A 17,501-nucleotide genomic window follows, 5' to 3' on the forward strand; every position below is an offset into this window, starting at 1 on the left:
TCCTCGATCGCCCATTGAGAAATGAACTCAGCAGATAGCGTCGGGGTCAGTCCTTGCTAGGGGCTTATTCCAGCGGATAATGCCGATTTTTTCGCGTACCTGAGCCTTTATTTGCTTATGTTCTCCAAAACCTTGCTGTGCCTCGCCATCGTCAGTGCTTCCACCCCCGTGCTCGCGGATACCGTCTGGTTGAAGAACGGTGACAAGTTGAGTGGCAAGATCATTCTGTTCGACGGTGGCAAGCTGCTGATCCAGACCGGGTATGCCGGCGCGGTGCCGATTGACTGGAAGCAGGTCAAAACCCTGGAAAGTGATCAGGAGTTGTTGGTCAAGCAGGACGCCTATACGGGTGAGAAGGCCAAGTCGCTGCAGGCGGCTGATGAGGGCAAAGTCACTTTGGCCAACGGTGAGGCACCCAAGACGGTAGAGCTGGCCAGTGTCCAGCAGATCCTCAAGCCCAAGCCGGTGGTCGAGGATCTGGTATGGAAGGGCAATATCGACGCGGCCCTGGATTACCAGCGTGCGGACAAAGATACCGATGATTACGGCATCGACTTCAAGACCACTGCGCGCCATGGTCGTTGGCGGCATATCGCGGAAGGCGAATACAACCGCGAGTTCCAGGATGGCGTCGTCACCACGGATAACTGGCGGGCCGAATACTCCCTCGACCGCTTTATCACCGACAAATGGTTCTGGGAAGGTCGCCTGGTTTACAAGCGCGACAAGGTAGAAGACCTGTCTCGTCAGCGTACCGTGGGTACCGGTCCCGGCTATCAGTTCTGGGATGACGAATTGGGTGCCTTTTCCCTGGGGTCGCTGGTCAACCGCACCGATTACGAGTATCGCGACGGTAGCCAGGAGAATTTCTATTCTTTGGCCATGAAGTGGGATTACAACCGTTACCTGATAGGCAAGAAGGTAGAATTCTTCACCAATGGCGAGGTGGGCAAGCCGTTGTCGGGCGTGGCCGACTACGCGCTGGATGCCGAGATGGGCTTGCGCTACAAAGTGACCGATTGGGCGTCACTGAACCTGAAGGCGGAGAGGGATATCGTCAGTGGTTCCGATGAGGCTGACTTGAGCAAGACCCGTTACACCGCAGGGTTTGGCGTGACCTGGTAAATGCTGGAAAACGCAGCTTGGGCTGCGTTTTTTCATGCCTGGAAAAAAGCACGCAGGCACAAAAAAGCCCCGCTGTTGAGGGCGGGGCTTTCTACTAAAGCAAGTACAAGTTAGATAACTTGAACTTCTTCAGCTTGCATGCCTTTCTGACCGCGGGTAGCGATGAAAGAAACCTGTTGGCCTTCTTTCAGGCTTTTGAAGCCGTCGGATTGGATAGCTTTGAAGTGAACGAACAGGTCGTCACCGGATTGTGGAGTGATGAAGCCGAAGCCTTTTTCATCGTTGAACCACTTAACGGTACCGGTTTGGCGATTAGACATGGTGTAACTCCTTGAACAAAGATAACTGCGACTCAGGAAGAACCCTGGCCGAGACTGAGTGCAAAGAGCAGGAAAAATTCTTGTAGATGGTTGGATCGAAATTCAACATATCGTGTAGAGATTCTCAGTGACACAAGCAGCACAGTGACGTCACCTTAACCCTTTTTCCGGAACGTGCCAATGTTTCTTGCGAAGGTTTCTCTGTTTTCATGACTGACGGTGCGGGGTATTGCTTCGAAGGTCCGTAAATCCGGCAGGATCGTCGAGAATTGTGCCTCGCGCTTTGAACCCGGCGGCGCGCCCCGGTAAGATGCCGGACAGATTTTTTCCACCACGTTATTCAGGACACCCGCCATGAGCATCAAATCGGACAAGTGGATTCGCCGCATGGCGCAAGAGCACGGCATGATCGAGCCCTTCGTAGAACGCCAGGTGCGCGGCAGCGACGATAGCCGGGTGATCTCCTACGGTGTTTCGAGCTACGGCTACGATGTGCGTTGCACTAATCATTTCAAGGTGTTCACCAACATCAATTCGGCAATCGTCGACCCGAAGAACTTCGATGCAGGCAGCTTCGTCGATATCCACAGCGACGTGTGCATCATTCCGCCCAACTCCTTCGCCCTGGCCAGTACCGTCGAATACTTCCGCATTCCGCGTAATGTGTTGACTATCTGCCTGGGTAAAAGCACCTACGCGCGCTGCGGCATCATCGTCAACGTCACGCCGCTGGAGCCTGAGTGGGAAGGTCACGTCACCCTGGAGTTCTCCAATACCACCAATCTGCCGGCGAAAATCTACGCCAATGAAGGCGTGGCGCAGATGCTGTTCCTCGAGTCTGACGAAGAGTGTGAAGTTTCCTATAAGGATCGCGGCGGCAAGTACCAGGGCCAGCGTGGCGTGACCTTGCCGCGGACCTGAGTCAGCCGTCTGACAAACCGTGGGAATTCTTGAGCGAGCGTACACTCTATGGAGTGTACGCTCCGATTCGCGCAAGGCGGATCGGGCCATCGCTCAGGAGTGCTTTATGAAGATCGACCCGCGAATAAGTGCCGAACTGGCAAGGCTGGAGCCCAATCAGGTTGGCGTCTTGGCCTGGTCCTTGTTGGCACACCCGCCGATCAACATGGCAGGGGGCATCCCCGGTCAACCCGATCCCGATACGCCCAACGAACAACCCAACGAGCCTGGTGAGCCCACCCTGCCGGATGAGCCGCCTCCCGCGCCCGTGGTCTGATTCACTGCGCAGAAAAATGAATGGCCAGTCAACTGAGGTCTGCGAAGACTTCAGCTGACTGGCCATATTTCGTTGTCGCCGATGACACCGCCCTACAGTTGTCGCCCCGGCGGATTTCATAGCCACCAGTAAACGCATCGGGCCATAGCCCACTGCAGTTGCACGCCACGCTTGTTGCCGGGCAATTCGTGCCATTTATCGACCACCACCCTGCGTAATGCCGAGAGTGCTGCTTGTGCTTCGGTGCGGGCGAGGCTCGCTCCCGTGTTGATCGATTCATATCCGGCAATAACTGTAATCGCCGTCGAAACCACTTGGTGATCCTGCCGTGTTCTTATCCCGGCGTTACTCGTTCTGCGACCCTTTGGGAAGGGTCGGCGTCGAGCAGTTATCCATGTCTATGAAAAGGACTTCAAATGAGTACAAATCGAGCAGGGCATTTAAGTGCCGATGTGAACACGGCCGACGGTCCCCAGCCGTTTCGCGTGACGCACGGACTCTACTTCTATGATCGGCCAGGTATCCACTGTATCGAGGCTGATAACGGGCAAGGGACGGCGTTTTATGTCTATCTGCCGGTTGGTATCCAGAGCGGCAGTTTCAATTTAGGGCTTACTGAAAGCTCCCCGATGATTATCCACGTGACAGGCACCTCCGAAGCGGATTTGTATCGAGGCGTGCTTGAGTTGACGGTGGGCGGGGAAGCGCAGTTTGCCGGGAGCTTCAGCGGTATGGATGCTGACGGTCTGGAAGTGACCAATGGCCGTTTCAGGCTTGAGCACGAAGCGACTGTTTGACGTTTGAGTGGGGGGAGCCGGGAATACGGCTCCCCCCTTTTTTCGCTCGGCGTTTATTTCAGGTTACCGCTGAGGAATTGCTTCAACCGTTCACTCTTCGGATTGCCCAGCATGTCTTCCGGCGCGCCTTCCTCTTCCACCAGACCCTGATGCAGGAACAGCACCTGGCTCGAGACCTTGCGGGCGAAGCTCATTTCGTGGGTCACCATGATCATGGTCCGGCCTTCTTCGGCCAGGCCCTGGATCACGCGCAGTACCTCACCCACCAGTTCCGGGTCCAGCGCCGATGTGGGCTCATCGAACAGCATGACCTCCGGCTCCATGGCCAGTGCCCTGGCAATGGCCACCCGCTGTTGCTGACCGCCGGACAGGAACGCCGGATATTGGTCCGCCACACGCGCAGGCAGGCCAACCTTGTCCAGATAGCGGCGCGCGCGGTCTTCGGCTTCCTGCTTGCCGCAACCCAGCACCCGGCGCGGAGCCATGGTGATGTTCTCCAGTACGGTCATGTGGCTCCACAAGTTGAAATGCTGGAACACCATGGCCAGGCGGGTACGGATCCGTTGCAGTTCATCCGGATCGGCGACATGCATGCCGTGTCGATCCTTGATCATGCGGATCGCCTGGCCATCGAGGCTCATGGCGCCGTCGTTGGGTTGTTCGAGAAAATTGATGCAGCGCAGAAAGGTACTTTTGCCCGAGCCGCTGGCGCCGATCAGACTGATGACGTCGCCGGTGTTGGCCTTGAGGGAAACGCCTTTGAGCACCTGATGATCGCCGTAGCTTTTATGCAGGTCTTCGATGGTCAGTTTGTACATGGAACAGACATCCTCAAGGCGAAAGTAGGTAACCGCTGCGATAGGCTTCGGTGCCCGCGACATGGGCGATCACCATGCCGGCAGTGGCCATGCGGCGCAGCGAGCGGGCGTACATCAACCCGGCGGCGGTGCAATGAACAGGAGTGACGCGATCAGCGATCGGATCAATGATTTCAGCGATCAATTGCCCGGCTTCCAGGTACTCTCCTGGCAGCGCGGCGAACACCAGTAGCCCGCCGACAGGCGTGGCCACAGGTTCGACACCGGCCAGTGGAGTGGCCGGGTAGGGTAGCTCGGGCAGGGGCGCCGGTTCGCCGGCAATCGCTCCGAAATGAATCAGGTAATCGATCAGTGCCTGGCTGTCCAGGCTGGCCAGCGGGTGGTTGACGTCGCCCTGACCGCGCAGTTCGACGGTGACGGAAAAGCTGCCGGGCGGAATCTCGAACTGTTCGCCGAAGCGTTCTTTCAACTGCCACCAGAGCAAGGTGAAGCATTCGTCGAACGACTGACCACCGGAGTCGGTGGCCAACAGGCTGGCCTCGGCGCCGATATAACGGGCCAGCGGCTCGACCTGCGGCCAGGCATCCGGCGTGGTGTACAGGTGCGCGACGGCTTCGAAATCGCAATGCAGGTCCAGCACCATGTCGGCATCGCAGGCCAGTCGTTGTAGGGTCAGGCGTTGGGATTGCAGTTGGGTGCTGGCGGTCTGCCGGGCAAGTGCGTGGCGCAGGCTGATGCGGATCAGTTCGAGATTGCGCTGCGGGTCGTCGCCCAGTTGGCCTTCGATCTCGTTGCCGACCTCTTCGCTCAGATCGACGAACCAGCGGTTGAAGTTCTGACCGCTTTCCAGTTCGTAGCGGCCCAGCGGCACGTCCATCAGCACTTGCTCCAGGCCGACCGGATTGGCCACCGGCACCAGAACGATTTCGCTGCGCAGGCGGCCGGCGGCTTCCAGCTCCGCCAGGCGTTGCTTGAGGTGCCAGGCCACCAGCATGCCGGGCAATTCATCGGCGTGAAGGGATGACTGGATGTAAATCTTGCCTTTGGCCGGTTGCGGCCCGAAGTGAAAACTGTGGATCTGTCGTGCGGTCCCCGGCAGCGGGGACAGCAAGTCATGTATCTGGTGGCGCATGTGCGAGAAGTCCTAGTGGGTCGGCCCGAGGAAGGCCAGCCATCGGCGTTCGGCGAGACGGAACAGGCCGACCAGCGCAAAGGTGACGGTCAGGTAGATCAACGCGGCAATGCCGAACGACTGGAAGGTCAGGAAGGTCGCCGAGTTGGCGTCCCGAGCGACTTTCAGAATGTCCGGGATGGTCGCGGTGAACGCCACGGTGGTCGAGTGCAGCATCAGAATCACTTCGTTGCTGTAGTACGGCAACGAGCGACGCAGGGCCGACGGCATGATCACGTAGGCATACAACTTCCAGCCGGTCAGGCCGTAAGCCTTGGCCGCTTCGACTTCACCGTGGTTCATGCTGCGAATGGCCCCGGCGAAGATCTCCGTGGTGTAGGCGCAGGTGTTCAGGGCGAAGGCCAGGATGGTGCAGTTCATCGCATCGCGGAAAAAACTGTCGAGCAGCGGCTGCGCGCGCACGGCGGCCAGGCTGTAAATGCCTGTGTAGCAAATCAGCAATTGGATATACAGCGGCGTACCACGGAACAGGTAGGTGTAGAACTGCACGGGCCAGCGAATGTAGAGCTGCGGCGAGACCCGGGCGATGGACAGTGGGATCGACACCAGGAAGCCGAAGAAGATCGACGCGCTGAGCAGCCACAGGGTCATGGCCAGGCCGGTGATGTTCTGGCCGTCTGTGTAGAGGAAGGCTTTCCAGTATTCCTGCAAGAGTTCGATCATCGCACGGCCTCCCGTGTACCGGCGGCGTACCGGCGTTCCAGCCTGCGCAGAATGAAGTTGGAGGCACTGGTGATCGCCAGGTAGATCAAGGCGGCGAGTACCAGGAAATAGAACAGCTGATAGCTGCTTTTACCGGCGTCCTGCGCAGCCTTGACCAGGTCGGCCAGGCCAATGATCGATACCAGCGCGGTGGCCTTGAGCATGACCATCCAGTTGTTGCCGATACCCGGCAGGGCAAAACGCATCATCTGCGGAAACACCACGATCCAGAAGCGCTGGCCGCGTTTGAGGCCATAGGCGGTGGCGGCTTCGACCTGACCCCGCGGTACTGCGAGAATCGCGCCACGGAAGGTTTCGGTGAAATACGCGCCATAAATGAAACCCAGGGTAATGACCCCGGCGCTGAACGGGTTGATCTCGATGTATTCCCATTCCATGTAGTCGGTGAACGACGTCAGCCAGGTTTGCAGGCTGTAGAAGATCAAGAGCATCAGTACCAGATCCGGCACGCCGCGAATCAGCGTTGTGTAGCACTGGGCAGGCAAGCGCAGCAATTTGACTTTTGACAGTTTGGCACTGGCGCCGAGCAGGCCGAGCAACACGGCCACCAGCAGCGACATCGCCGATAATTTGATGGTCATCCAGGTGCCTTCCATCAGCAACGGGCCGAAACCCTTGAGGCTGAAGGCTGCGAGCCCCAGATTTTGCAGGAGGTTTTCAAACATAAAATCAGCAACCAGATCGGAAGAAAAAAGCGCCCATCGCGAGATGGGCGCCGGGCATTATTTGCCGCTATACAGATTCAGATCGCCAAAGTGTTTCTTCTGAATGGTGGCGTAGGTGCCATCATCGTGTAACGCTTTGATACCTTTATCCAAAAGTGCTTTCAGCTCAGTGTTACCTTTCTTAATACCGACCGCTGTTTTAGCCGGCAGCAGTTCGTTATCGACCGGCTTGCTGATTTCGAAATTGGCACCGTTTGGCGACTTCAGGAAGCCCAGTTCGGCTTGCAGCATGTCCTGGATACCGGCGTCGAGACGACCGGAAGTCAGGTCGGAATACACCTGGTCCTGGTTTTGATAGGCCTGGGTTTTCACGCCAGCCTTGTCCAGAACGGCCTTGGCATAGGCTTCCTGAATGGTGCCTTGCTCGTAGCCGACGGTTTTGCCTTTGAGCGAAGCGACGTCTGCAGTGATGCCAGAACCTTTCTTGGACACGTAGGCAGTCGGGCCGGAGAACAGCTCGCTGGAGAAGTCGATGACTTTTTCGCGGGCCGGGGTGACGGTCATCGAAGAGATCACGCCGTCGAATTTATTGGCCTTCAGGCCAGGAATCATGCCGTCGAAATCGCTTTCGACCCATTTGCACTTGACCTTCAGTTCGGCACAGATCGCGTTCCCCAGGTCGATGTCGAAACCTACCAGGCTGCCGTCGGCCGCTTTCGACTCGAACGGTGCGTAGGAAGGGTCAACGCCAAAACGCAACTCTTTGTATTCCTTTGCCAGCGCGGAGCCAGCAGCTACGCACAATGCCAGTGCAGAAAGGGTCAGCAATGCTTTTTTCATTATTCAATCCCTAAGAACCAATATGAGCGCTTGTGGCGCAGATTTATTGTTACTGGTAAGCGTAAGACCTACTGAAAGTAGCAATTTCCGAACCAGAGTGCCGAACAAGCGTTTTAAAAGGTGTTCAGGAAATTGCCGGATGGGATTAGTGCACGAAAATGGGCGGCGTGGGAAGCCTGCACTATTTCGGTTCGACTTGATGCCAATGCCTGTGGCGAGGGCGCTTGCTCCCGCTGGGTTGCGAAGCGACCGCAAAACCTGTGTACACAATTCTGTAGTCGGCCCTGATGAGGCGCGATTACGGCTGTTTCGTAGCCGAGCGGAGCAAGCTCCCTCGCCACAGGGGACTGGTGTTCACAGGGGCTGGTTAACTGAGTAAGTCCTGCAACGTGCCGAGATGGTCAGCCTCGTCGGTCAGCCCCGAGTAAGCCTTTGCGAAGGGCACCAGCGAGCGTTCACTGGCATCGGGCGGGCCGTCCCAGACGGCGAAAGTGTAGTCGCTATAGAGGCTTGCCCAGCGGCCATGACCGCGTTGCGCATAAATGAGCACCGCGTCGATGCTGAACGGGTCGACTTTCCATTTCCATCACACCCTCATTTCCTTGGTGCGACCAACGCCATACAACGCCTCCCGGGCCTTGAGCATCATGCCTTCGACGCCCAGGCTGCGCGACGCTTCGCGCTGGCGGGCCAGGTCGAACCAGTCGTTGCCGGTCAGCAGTGGCGAGGCGAGCAATACCGGGTTGTTGCCTCGGACGATGACCTGTTCCATCTGACTGCGCCGCCGGGCCTGAGGCTGGTTGTGCCAGTCCTGGCCTTCCCACTCCAGCAAAACGTAGGCAAGGATCACTACCGGCACGTCATTGAGTATTTTTCTGCCAAGGTTTTACGGCCAATCCGCTGCTGCAGAAGGGCGAACGGTTGCACGGCGGGTGCTGCCGGCGTTTGATCAGTTGGGCGCGGATGCCATCCCACATATATTCCACTTGCCACTCGTTGGCGGGGCAGTACAAACCTTCGGGACGCGCGATAACAAGAACCATGATGGTGAGCAGAGTGGATGGCTTGTTAGCCAGGAGGCTGGCGTGGAGCGAGAAGTTCTATCGGGATTTGATGGGGTGGCGCTGTACCGATGTGGGAGCCTGCTCGCGATGGCGGCCTGTCAGTCACCTCTTGAGTTGACTGGCATGGCCTCATCGCGAGCGGGCTCCCACCGGGTATGGGTGTCGGTCCTTATTTACCCGGCGTCAGGGTCAGACGCTGGGTTCCGTAGACCTTGTCAAAGTTCTGCGGCTGCATCGGCAGGCTCATGTACTGGCCTTTCAGCCAGGGGTCGATACTGTTCAGGTAATTCGCACTGGCCGGGTTGCCGGACTGGCCGGTGGCGTTCTGGCCCATCAGCGGTTCGGCCAGGCCGAAGTCGACGATAAAGCGCATGGCAGGCGCCAGCGTGGTGTTGAAGTCCTGGCCCCAGGCGAACGCAGCGGTGTTGAGCGTGGTGTGATCGCCGCCGGCCGGCAGCGGACCGCGCACGGTCTGGCCACTGGCATTCTTCCATTCGTAGCGGTGCAGTTTGCCCCACTGCCAGGCTTTGTGGTCGCCACCCAGCTGACTGTCCCCGGCGCTGATCGCCGCTGCCAGGCTGCGGGCGAGAGTCGCCGGTTTGTCTTCTTTTTGCGCGGTGCGCACGTCATCCCAGAATGGACTGTCTTCGCGGCCCAACAGGTGATCGGCCTGGGCGGAGTAGGACAACTTGCCGTTGGCGACAAAGGCTTTCCACGCCGGGCTGCTTTCCGGTCCCAGTTCGTCGAGGAAAATCTGCTTGGCGCTTTCCTGCAGGAACAGCTCGTAGATCGCCGCGTCGGCGGAGGTCGGGCTGAGCTTGCCATCGAATGCCATCAAGCGGCTCAGTGCCTCTCGTGCCTTGGCTCCATCCGCTGCGGGCAATGCCGCGATGGCTTGTTTGAGCGGTTGCGACATGCCCGGCGCTTCGAACATTTTTTTCAGTTTGGCGGCGAAGGTGGTGGTCTGGTCGTACTGCATCGCGATCAGGCTACGGGTGTCATGTTTGCCCACGCCGGCCAGTTCAGCCAGGCGTTCGCCACGTTCCGGCGCCGACCAGGAATTGGACAGTTGCATGCCATAGCCATGGGGGATGACCCGCTGGTTCGCGGTGCCGAGCCAGCCCTGGGCCGGGTCTTGATCATAGGGGTGCAGCATCGGGTCGGCGTAGCCGTCCCAATCGTAGCGACCCTCCCAACCCGGCGAGGGCAGCAGGCCTTCGCCTTCACGACGGTTCGGGTAGCGACCGGTGACTTGCCAGCCAATGTTGCTGGCATCGGCAAACACCAGATTCAGTGCAATGGCACGGATCTCGCGGCTGGCGTCCGACGCCTTCTCGACATTCTGTGCGCGGGACAGGTCAAAAAAAGCATCCAGGGTTTTGTCATCGGTGAAGCTCGGCGTCTGCAAGGCCAGGCCGAAGCCGCTGCCCTGGGCAAGACCCTGGGTGCTGTTGAGCAGCGGGCCGTGGCGGGTTTCGTACACTGCTTCGCGAATCGGCCGCTGGCCTTTGATGAAGTAGGTTTCGTTACGCACGCTTGCCGGCTGCCACTTGCCGCCGTTTTCGTAGGCCAGGCCGTTGCCCTGGCGTTTGATTTTTTCCAGGAACAGGTCCTGGTTGTCGCCCATGACGCTGGTCGTGCTCCACGCGACTTTGCCGTTGAACCCGCCGAGCACCATTGGCAAGCCGGCAATGGTCACGCCGGACGCCTGATATTTCGGTGCGCGAATCTGCACGTAGCTGAACAACGACGGCACGCCCATCGGCCCATGGCTGTCGCTGGCCAGCAGGCTCTTGCCGCTGCGGCTGCGTTGCGGGGCGATGGCCCAGTTGTTCGATGAAGTGGCACCGAGCAGATTCAGCTCGGCTAGCTGGCTCGTGGCTTTGCTGATATCAGCCAGCCCCGGTATTTGCCCGTTGAGCTTGATGCCTTGCAGCTTTTCGCTTTCGGCCACTGGCAATTGTTCATCCGGGGCAGAAGGGATCAGCCACGGCAGCTTGTCGGTGGGCACCGTTTGGGCCAGCACCAGCGCGGAGATTTCTTCGGGCAGGTTGGCTGACTGGCTGAAGTTGAACAGGCAGAAAATCAGCGCCGAATCTTCCGGTTGCCAGTATTCAGGTTTGTAGCCGCTGGCGGCGAGATCGGCCGGCAGCTTGTCGCGGTAGCGGAACAGGTAAGCGTTGACCCCGCGGGCATAGACCTCAAAGAAACGCTTGAGGCGTGGCGAAGACGCCTTGTATAGCTCTCCTGCGCTTTTCTTCAGGTTGACTGCGCGCATGTAGCGGTCGGCATCGAGCAGGTCCGAACCGCGCATCTCGGCCAGACGGCCCTGGGCCAGCAAGCGCAAGGTGACCATCTGCGTGATACGGTCGCTGGCATGCACGTAGCCGAGGGTGAACAGAGCGTCGTGGAAGCTGCTGCTTTCGATCAGCGGCATGCCCATGGCATTACGGCGCACCGAAACGTTCTGCGCCAGGCCTTTGAGCGGCTGTACGCCGGAAGTCGGCGGAACGGTGTCCTGTGCGTTGAAGTTCTGACAGCCGGTCAGGCTCAAAACACCTGCAACTGCTGCGGCAACGCCGAACCGGGGTAGAAAATGTGTAAGGGCTGGCGAGGCCATGGCAAAGCTCCTGCGGGGCGGTAACGTCAGTAAAGGCGCTACGTTAGTGAGCAGGAGGTGGCCGCGCAAGCAGGTGGCGAGGTTATTTCAGGATTTGTCCGGGATCCGGTTTGCATTCGATGGCTTGCCACCGGCCGGGGCCGATGTTGAAGTGCAGCGAATCAACTGACCTGGCGTGAGAAGAGCGAGCATGGAGCTTGAGAAGAACGCGGCACTGATCATCATCGATCAACAAAAAGGCATCCTTCACCCCAGACTCGGCCGGCGCAACAATCCTCGGGCCGAAGATCGCATGTTGGAGCTGTTAGCCCACTGGCGTCGCAGCGGGCGGCCGATCATTCACGTGCAACACCTGTCCCGCTCGCAGGATTCGGTGTTCTGGCCACAGCAATCGGGCGTGGAGTTTCAGGAGCGCTTTCAGCCATTGCCTGGCGAGCAGTTGATTCAAAAACAAGTGCCGGATGCGTTTTGTTCGACGGGGCTGGAGGCGCGTTTGCATGAATCGGGGATCGAACAATTGATCATCGTCGGCGTGGCGACCCACAATTCCGTGGAGTCCACTGCGCGTACCGCGGGCAATCTGGGGTTCGATGCGTGGGTGGTGGAGGATGCGTGCTTTACCTTCGACAAGCCTGACTTTTTCGGTAAGGCCCGTTCCGCCGAGGATGTACACGGGATGTCGCTGGGGAATCTGCATGGCGAGTATGCGACGGTCGTCAGTACCGCACAGATCTTGATGGCCGACTGAAAACCTGAGGGAGCTGGCTTGCCGGCGAAGCGGTGCGTATGACAAAACGCGTCGCATTGATCGCCAGCAAGCCGGTTCCACAGGGAAATGGGTCTAACCCATCAAGCGCCGTGGCACTTCTTGAACTTCTTGCCATTGCCGCATGGGCACGGGTCATTGCGGCCAACATCTTTCAGGGCATTGCGCACCGGTTCCTGGTGAGCATGGCCGCAGTTCGGGCCGTGGACATGGCCGTGGTCGTGATCATGGTGGTCATGATCGTGGTTGCAGTCTGGGCCATGTACATGGGGTTGCTGGGTCATCGGGGTTACTCCGGAATTAGATCGGCGGGGATTATCACGCCATTACGCGCCAGGTGCACGTAGTGGGCGATGAATAAACCGGTTTCCATTTCACCTTCCAGCCGATAGGGGACGGGTTGCCTGGGGCTTTTCAGTTGCTTGACCAAATCCCTCACTTTCGACCACAGGTTGGTGCGGATCGGTACGTTGTAAAAACCGCTGCTTTTGGGCCCGACGGTGATCCAGTGTTCATGCTCGCCTTCGGCCAGCAGGAGGTCGCCAAGATGAATGCGATACTCCAGCCCTCGCACCGTCAGGTCGCTGTCGTTGGGATTATCGATCCGGAAATGCAGCACAAACCGCTGCTCCAGCAACTTGGCCCGCACGACTTCGACCCTGACCAGATGGACCTCGGGGTCCGGTTCCTCATCGCTGAACCACGACGCACAACCGCCGAGCCCAAGAAACACCAGCAGGATGAGGGTTTGAAGTGTGCGTCGTCGACTGAGCATGGCGGGACTCCTTTGATGCCCAGTCTAGCTCCCTGGATTTACCTCAACGGGCGAAATAACCCGAGCAGCACTTCTTGAACTTTTGCCCGCTGGCGCAGGGGCAGGCGTCGTTACGCCCGATGTCGAGGGGCACGGTGGGATCGATGAAATACCAGCGACCGGCGTTCTGTACGAATGACGAACGCTCACGATGACTGTGTTCGCCGCTGCCATCGTGCCAGCGTGCGGTGAAGGTCACGAAGGCGTGTTCCGGTTGACCGCCGAGGACTTCGGAGCTTTCTACCTCAAGACCCAGCCAGGTGCTCTGGGCGCTCCAGTTGCTGATCGATTGCCGATCAAGGCCGGCCTGCTGCGCGGGCAGGGTCGTCGCCACCAGATAATCGATCAAGCCCAGCACGTAAGCGCTGTAGCGCGAGCGCATCAGAGCTTCGGCGCAAGGGGCCGGGTGCCCGGCATGGTAATGACCGCAGCAAGCATCGAGCAGAGTGCCGCTGCCGCAAGGGCAAATGGATGTACTCATTGCGTTACCACCAATATTTCCCGAAGTTTTCCGGATTGGCCCAGAACCGCGAGTTGAGCCAGTCGGGGACTTGCTTGTAGTCAAGCAGATCATAGGTGAACAGTGTCAGCACTTGATCGTCACGCTGGAAACGTTCGCTGGCTTGCAGGGCCAGGGAGAAGAAGTCCGTTTCTTGCCAGCCGCTAGCGGGCAGGTCTGCCAGCACCGCGATGCGGCTGGCATTGAGGTTGCGGATACCGCCGAGCAAATTCAGGCCGTCACGCTTGGGCAAGTGCTCGAGGCAATCGACTACCAGTGCCAGGTCAAATCGGCGCGCCGCCAGTTCGGCCGGCAATGGCCCTGGTGCCGCGTGCGCCACGCAGGTGTCCGGATGGGCGAGCTTGAAAGCTTCAAGCGCCGGGAATTCGCTGGCGCCGATCAGCAACAGGCGCGAAGGGGCGTAAAGATCCAGCAAAGCGGCCAGCGCTTGCTGCGGCGTGCGCGAAGAGTTACCTGCAATCATCAAAGATCCTCAGTCAGATCTGCCAAGACTAGCCTGCCTGCGAGTCCGAGCCTAGAGCGGCTTTGACGCAAAAGTGGCGATTGGTCCTGAACACTGGACAAAACAGCAATGGCCTATTGCTGGCGGAGATTAAAACTCCGGTCTTTACTCCCTGAATCGGTTCTAAGCCGATCCTTCAGGAGAAAACTAGATGAGCATAGTTCGGACAGCATTACCCCTGGTTCTGCTAACCAGTGTGTTGACTGGTTGCGCAGGTTTGCAAAAAACCGACTGGCCGACCTGTGCGGCCGTCGGTGGTGTCGTGGGCGCGGGTCTCGGGGCAACCGAGAGCTCCTCCTGGGCGGGTTATGGCGCGCTGATTGTCGGTGGTACGGCAGCGGCCTATTGCTGGGTTCACGGCGATGGCGACGAAGACGGCGATGGTGTGCCGGATAGCCGCGACAAGTGCCCAGGCACGCCTCATGGCGTGAAGGTCGATGCCAATGGTTGCCCACCACCGGCGCCTGCACCAGTGGTCGAAGAGGCCGTGGTGGTCAAGGAAGAAACGATTGTCATCCGCGATGTTCACTTCCAGTTCGACAAAGCGACACTCACCGCGTCTGACAAGCAGGTGCTCGATAAGATCGCCACTCGCTTGAAAGCCGAAGCCCCTACCGCACGGATGACCGTTGTGGGTCATACCGACAGCGTGGGCAGTGCCACCTACAACCAGAAACTGTCGGATAAACGCGCCCATTCGGTGGTTGAGTACCTCATCCAGCAAGGCGTGCCGCGTAGCAACTTCGTGTCTGTTTCCGGTGCCGGTGAAAGCCAGCCGGTTGCCGATAACAAAACCGCCGACGGCCGTGCGCAGAACCGTCGCACGGAAATCAAAATCGAGCGCTAAGCCCCTCGCATCCGTGCCTTGTGCAGTCGCGGATGCGGGTCTTTACTCCTGTGTAACCGGCACTGGCCGGTGACACAGGAGCTTCTGAAAATGACCAGACTCACACGGACCGTCCTGCCGGTTCTGCTGCTTGGCAGCCTGTTGACCGGTTGCGCCACTCACAGTGATGGTACTGCCCCCCTCAATCAACGTACCTGGCCGATCTGCAGCGCCATTGGCGGACTGGTCGGCGGAGGCCTGGGCGCATTCGAAAGTGGTGGATGGGCGGCCGGCGGAGCGGCGCTCGGTATTTTGACCGGTGGTTTGATTTGTTATGCCCAGGATGGCGACGAGGACGGCGATGGCGTTTTCGACCGTCGTGATCGCTGCCCTGACACACCGGCCAATACCCCTGTCGATCATCATGGTTGCCCTTTGCCGCAGTATCCGGCCAGCGTGAAGCCAGCCGAACCGGTGCAATCGGAGGTCATCACCCTGAGCGATGCCGGCGATGTCCTGTTTGCCTTTAATCAGTCCGAGCTGACGCCCGCCGCGAAGAGTCAGCTGGACGCGATCATGGGCAAGCTGGAGGACGCCGATGTGGTCAGCATCAAGGTGGTTGGCTTCACCGACAGCGTCGGGTCCGATACCTACAACCAGGCACTCTCGGAGCGGCGCGCCAGCAGTGTCGCGCAATACCTATTGAGCCAGGGCGTGGCGCCGAACAAACTCACCAGCGAGGGCAAGGGTGAAAGTCAGCCAGTGGCCGATAACGAAACCGATGCAGGACGCGCGAAAAACCGTCGGGTGGAATTGCATATCAATCGCTAAGCCACGGAATAGAGCTGTCGGGCTTTTTTTGCGGCGTTCCGGCAGCCATTCGGCGGTCTTCTTGAAGAATTTTTGTTTGCCCTCTGGCTTATCCCGCGCGGAAGCCGTTACTGTGCGTGCAAATAATAATTCTCACCGGGGGAGCGTATGAAGGTGATATGGGGGCTGGGGAAGCTGTTGTCCCTGCTGTTCTGGTTAGTGGTGCTGGTCAATCTGCTCACGCCGTTCATCCATCCGCTGCATCTGTTGGTCAACCTGGCCGGCAGCCTGCTGGCAGGGCTCCACCTGCTGGAGGCCGTCTTCAGCTTCCGCAGCCTCAGGGGCCGCGACCATCCCTGGCGTGATCGCTTGAAAATCCTCTTTTTCGGCGTATTCCACCTGCAAACCATTCCCGCTCCGACCGCACCGAAGGCTTCTCATGCGTAAACTCTGTCTGCTCGCCGTACTCATCAGCCCTCTGGCCTGCGCGCAGGTGGTGAGTGTTGAAACCAACTCGCTGATGCGCCTGCCCAACACCGCCAGCACCTTGCAGCTGGAACGTCTGGAAGTGGCCGATTACGGAACTCTGCTGATCCCGTCGAATGTCACCGAGGTCACCGTCGGTGAATTGCGCCTGGGGCGTGATGCGCGGATTGCCATCGTGCCCGGTGAACAAGCGCTGGAGTTGAAGGTCAGCCGTGCCGAGTTGTCCGAGGGCAGCCAGATCACCGCTCGCGGTGCGCCCGGCACTTACCAGAAGGCCGCCCGCTCGGGGCGTAATCTGAACTTGCAGATCAAGGCACTGAAGGCGCCGCAATTGTTGGTGGATGCTCGCGGTGGTACGGGAGCGCCGGGATTTGTCGGCCTCGACGGGGCCAATGGCCAGGCGCCGGGTTGCGCCTGGGGGCAGGCAGGTCGCGGTGTCGATGGCAGCGATGGCAGTAACGGTCAGCCAGGCGCGCCGGGGGCGTTGGTCAAGCTGATAGTGCCGCGCGATTATCCTGCGCAGCAGATCAAGGTTCAGGTGGCCGGTGGAGCTGGTGGCTTGGCCGGTCCCGGCGGCAAGCCTGGAGCGGGCGGTAAAGCCAAGGGTTGCTTCATCTACGAGGCCGATGGCGGCAAAAGCGGCAAACCTGGCGCCGATGGCCAGCCGGGGCCGGCCGGTGCGTCAGGAGAGGTGACGGTTCAGCGGCTGTAAGAACAACCGACTACCCTGGTGGCGAGGGAGCTTGCTCCCGCTGGGCCGCGAAGCGGCCCCGACATCGGCAATCGTGTTTTTCCAGAATGTACGGGGTCGCTGGATGACGACTGCTATGCAGCCGAACGGGAGCAAGCTCCCTCGCCACAGAACTTATGTATTCATCAAAACATCGGACGCGCTGCGGCAATCGCCACCAGCAGCAAGCCGACAATCAGATTGATCCCCACCAGGCGCCGAATCTTCCCGAGCACCGCCGCCCCGACCGGCCAATCCTGTGCGGTGACCGCCGTGCGCAACTCAGGCAGCATCAGCGCCTGAATCCGGATGAACAGCGCCGTCATCACCACATACAAGCCCATCATCACCTGCACATATCGCGGGGCGGTTTCAAAACCGTTGAAGTGCATATGCAACATGCCCACGCCGCTGACGGGCAGCAGTACGACGGCGACCCAGACCCAGCGGAAAAAACCTTGAAACACTTCTACCCACAACTTCAGTCGGGCAGGGCCCTCAAGGGCCTTCACAGCCGCGGGGCGCAAGACCATCCAGGCGAAAAACATGCCGCCTACCCACACCAGTGCGGCGAGGACATGCAGGCTATAGACAAGGCTAAAAGCGGTCATTGGGGTACTCCGTTCTGCGCGGGATTAATTAGCGG

The 17,501-nt window shown here is 59.2% G+C and carries 22 protein-coding genes and 1 pseudogene; 9 read left to right on the forward strand and 14 right to left on the reverse strand.

All coding sequences use genetic code 11. The features are described from left to right. Positions 1-117 precede the first annotated feature (117 nt). Complete coding sequence (locus ACGJAX_RS12150; protein ID WP_390959090.1) at positions 118-1,125, forward strand: DUF481 domain-containing protein; 1,008 nt, start codon at positions 118-120, stop codon at positions 1,123-1,125. Positions 1,126-1,235: 110 nt separating this feature from the next. On the opposite strand, the gene ACGJAX_RS12155 is transcribed toward ACGJAX_RS12150, so the two are convergent. Next, positions 1,236-1,445, reverse strand: a complete 210-nt coding sequence (locus ACGJAX_RS12155) for a cold-shock protein (protein WP_002554837.1) — start codon at positions 1,443-1,445, stop codon at positions 1,236-1,238. A 155-nt stretch (positions 1,446-1,600) separates the two neighbouring features. Then, entirely contained in the window at positions 1,601-1,819 is a 219-nt protein-coding gene (locus tag ACGJAX_RS12160) for a hypothetical protein (protein ID WP_139204756.1), read from the reverse strand. Between ACGJAX_RS12160 and dcd the strand changes: the two genes are divergently transcribed. The 3 genes from dcd to ACGJAX_RS12175 all read left to right on the forward strand — a co-directional run bounded on the left by dcd (position 1,800) and on the right by ACGJAX_RS12175 (position 3,479). Beyond that, positions 1,800-2,366: a dCTP deaminase gene (dcd, locus tag ACGJAX_RS12165; RefSeq protein WP_007904652.1), complete on the forward strand. Its 567-nt coding sequence runs from the start codon at positions 1,800-1,802 to the stop codon at positions 2,364-2,366. The two genes, ACGJAX_RS12160 and dcd, sit on opposite strands and share 20 nt — an antisense overlap. A gap of 106 nt (positions 2,367-2,472) precedes the next feature. Further along, positions 2,473-2,682: a hypothetical protein gene (locus ACGJAX_RS12170; RefSeq protein ID WP_390959094.1), complete on the forward strand. Its 210-nt coding sequence runs from the start codon at positions 2,473-2,475 to the stop codon at positions 2,680-2,682. A gap of 416 nt (positions 2,683-3,098) precedes the next feature. Beyond that, positions 3,099-3,479: a hypothetical protein gene (locus ACGJAX_RS12175; RefSeq protein WP_390959095.1), complete on the forward strand. Its 381-nt coding sequence runs from the start codon at positions 3,099-3,101 to the stop codon at positions 3,477-3,479. A gap of 53 nt (positions 3,480-3,532) precedes the next feature. Here ACGJAX_RS12175 and ACGJAX_RS12180 read toward each other — a convergent pair whose 3' ends face one another. From ACGJAX_RS12180 to ACGJAX_RS12210, 7 genes and pseudogenes are all read right to left on the reverse strand, one after another. Beyond that, positions 3,533-4,297 (reverse strand): ATP-binding cassette domain-containing protein, encoded by a 765-nt coding sequence (locus ACGJAX_RS12180; protein ID WP_390959097.1) that lies wholly within the window; start codon positions 4,295-4,297, stop codon positions 3,533-3,535. 13 nt (positions 4,298-4,310) lie between these two features. Further along, on the reverse strand, positions 4,311-5,429 hold the full coding sequence (locus ACGJAX_RS12185) for a succinylglutamate desuccinylase/aspartoacylase family protein (protein WP_247254849.1): 1,119 nt from the start codon (positions 5,427-5,429) through the stop codon (positions 4,311-4,313). Positions 5,430-5,441: 12 nt separating this feature from the next. Beyond that, positions 5,442-6,152, reverse strand: coding sequence for an ABC transporter permease (locus tag ACGJAX_RS12190; protein ID WP_090317091.1), 711 nt, complete (start codon positions 6,150-6,152; stop codon positions 5,442-5,444). Beyond that, positions 6,149-6,877 (reverse strand): ABC transporter permease, encoded by a 729-nt coding sequence (locus tag ACGJAX_RS12195; protein ID WP_247254848.1) that lies wholly within the window; start codon positions 6,875-6,877, stop codon positions 6,149-6,151. Before ACGJAX_RS12195 ends, ACGJAX_RS12190 begins: the two co-directional genes overlap by 4 nt. 57 nt (positions 6,878-6,934) lie before the next feature. Further along, the gene (locus ACGJAX_RS12200; RefSeq protein WP_090317093.1) at positions 6,935-7,717 is read right to left on the reverse strand and encodes a transporter substrate-binding domain-containing protein; all 783 of its coding nucleotides are present in this window, start codon (positions 7,715-7,717) and stop codon (positions 6,935-6,937) included. Positions 7,718-8,123: 406 nt separating this feature from the next. Then, positions 8,124-8,725: pseudogene (locus ACGJAX_RS12205) on the reverse strand (ATP-dependent DNA ligase); the annotation flags it as partial. A gap of 225 nt (positions 8,726-8,950) precedes the next feature. After that, positions 8,951-11,401: a penicillin acylase family protein gene (locus ACGJAX_RS12210; protein ID WP_390959100.1), complete on the reverse strand. Its 2,451-nt coding sequence runs from the start codon at positions 11,399-11,401 to the stop codon at positions 8,951-8,953. A 190-nt stretch (positions 11,402-11,591) separates the two neighbouring features. Between ACGJAX_RS12210 and ACGJAX_RS12215 the strand changes: the two genes are divergently transcribed. Then, complete coding sequence (locus ACGJAX_RS12215; RefSeq protein WP_247254846.1) at positions 11,592-12,149, forward strand: cysteine hydrolase family protein; 558 nt, start codon at positions 11,592-11,594, stop codon at positions 12,147-12,149. Between the two features lie 101 nt (positions 12,150-12,250). Here the strand turns inward: ACGJAX_RS12215 and ACGJAX_RS12220 are convergent, their stop codons facing one another. Genes ACGJAX_RS12220 through ACGJAX_RS12235 form a run of 4 tightly spaced genes read right to left on the reverse strand, consistent with a single transcriptional unit; the run spans position 12,251 to position 13,964 of the window. Then, positions 12,251-12,451 (reverse strand): SEC-C metal-binding domain-containing protein, encoded by a 201-nt coding sequence (locus ACGJAX_RS12220; RefSeq protein WP_034146774.1) that lies wholly within the window; start codon positions 12,449-12,451, stop codon positions 12,251-12,253. A 5-nt stretch (positions 12,452-12,456) separates the two neighbouring features. Further along, on the reverse strand, positions 12,457-12,942 hold the full coding sequence (locus ACGJAX_RS12225; protein WP_390959102.1) for an LEA type 2 family protein: 486 nt from the start codon (positions 12,940-12,942) through the stop codon (positions 12,457-12,459). A 43-nt stretch (positions 12,943-12,985) separates the two neighbouring features. Then, complete coding sequence (locus tag ACGJAX_RS12230; protein WP_090317097.1) at positions 12,986-13,462, reverse strand: YchJ family protein; 477 nt, start codon at positions 13,460-13,462, stop codon at positions 12,986-12,988. Positions 13,463-13,466: 4 nt separating this feature from the next. Further along, positions 13,467-13,964 (reverse strand): DUF6231 family protein, encoded by a 498-nt coding sequence (locus ACGJAX_RS12235; protein ID WP_090317098.1) that lies wholly within the window; start codon positions 13,962-13,964, stop codon positions 13,467-13,469. A 190-nt stretch (positions 13,965-14,154) separates the two neighbouring features. On the opposite strand from ACGJAX_RS12235, the gene ACGJAX_RS12240 reads away from it, so the two are divergent. The 4 genes from ACGJAX_RS12240 to ACGJAX_RS12255 all read left to right on the forward strand — a co-directional run bounded on the left by ACGJAX_RS12240 (position 14,155) and on the right by ACGJAX_RS12255 (position 16,837). Continuing rightward, complete coding sequence (locus ACGJAX_RS12240; RefSeq protein WP_390959105.1) at positions 14,155-14,850, forward strand: OmpA family protein; 696 nt, start codon at positions 14,155-14,157, stop codon at positions 14,848-14,850. Positions 14,851-14,940: 90 nt separating this feature from the next. Then, a complete protein-coding gene (locus ACGJAX_RS12245; RefSeq protein WP_390959106.1) occupies positions 14,941-15,660 on the forward strand; it encodes an OmpA family protein in 720 nt (239 codons plus the stop codon). A 147-nt stretch (positions 15,661-15,807) separates the two neighbouring features. Continuing rightward, positions 15,808-16,086: a DUF1145 domain-containing protein gene (locus tag ACGJAX_RS12250; protein ID WP_090317101.1), complete on the forward strand. Its 279-nt coding sequence runs from the start codon at positions 15,808-15,810 to the stop codon at positions 16,084-16,086. Continuing rightward, positions 16,079-16,837 carry a collagen-like protein gene (locus ACGJAX_RS12255; RefSeq protein ID WP_390959108.1) on the forward strand — a complete coding sequence of 253 codons (759 nt, stop codon included), beginning with the start codon at positions 16,079-16,081 and terminating at the stop codon, positions 16,835-16,837. Before ACGJAX_RS12250 ends, ACGJAX_RS12255 begins: the two co-directional genes overlap by 8 nt. Before the next feature lie 164 nt (positions 16,838-17,001). On the opposite strand, the gene ACGJAX_RS12260 is transcribed toward ACGJAX_RS12255, so the two are convergent. Next, on the reverse strand, positions 17,002-17,466 hold the full coding sequence (locus ACGJAX_RS12260; RefSeq protein WP_090317107.1) for a CopD family protein: 465 nt from the start codon (positions 17,464-17,466) through the stop codon (positions 17,002-17,004). Between the last annotated feature and the right edge of the window lie 35 nt (positions 17,467-17,501).

Source organism: Pseudomonas moorei (assembly GCF_042846945.1).
GTDB lineage: Bacteria > Pseudomonadota > Gammaproteobacteria > Pseudomonadales > Pseudomonadaceae > Aquipseudomonas > Aquipseudomonas moorei.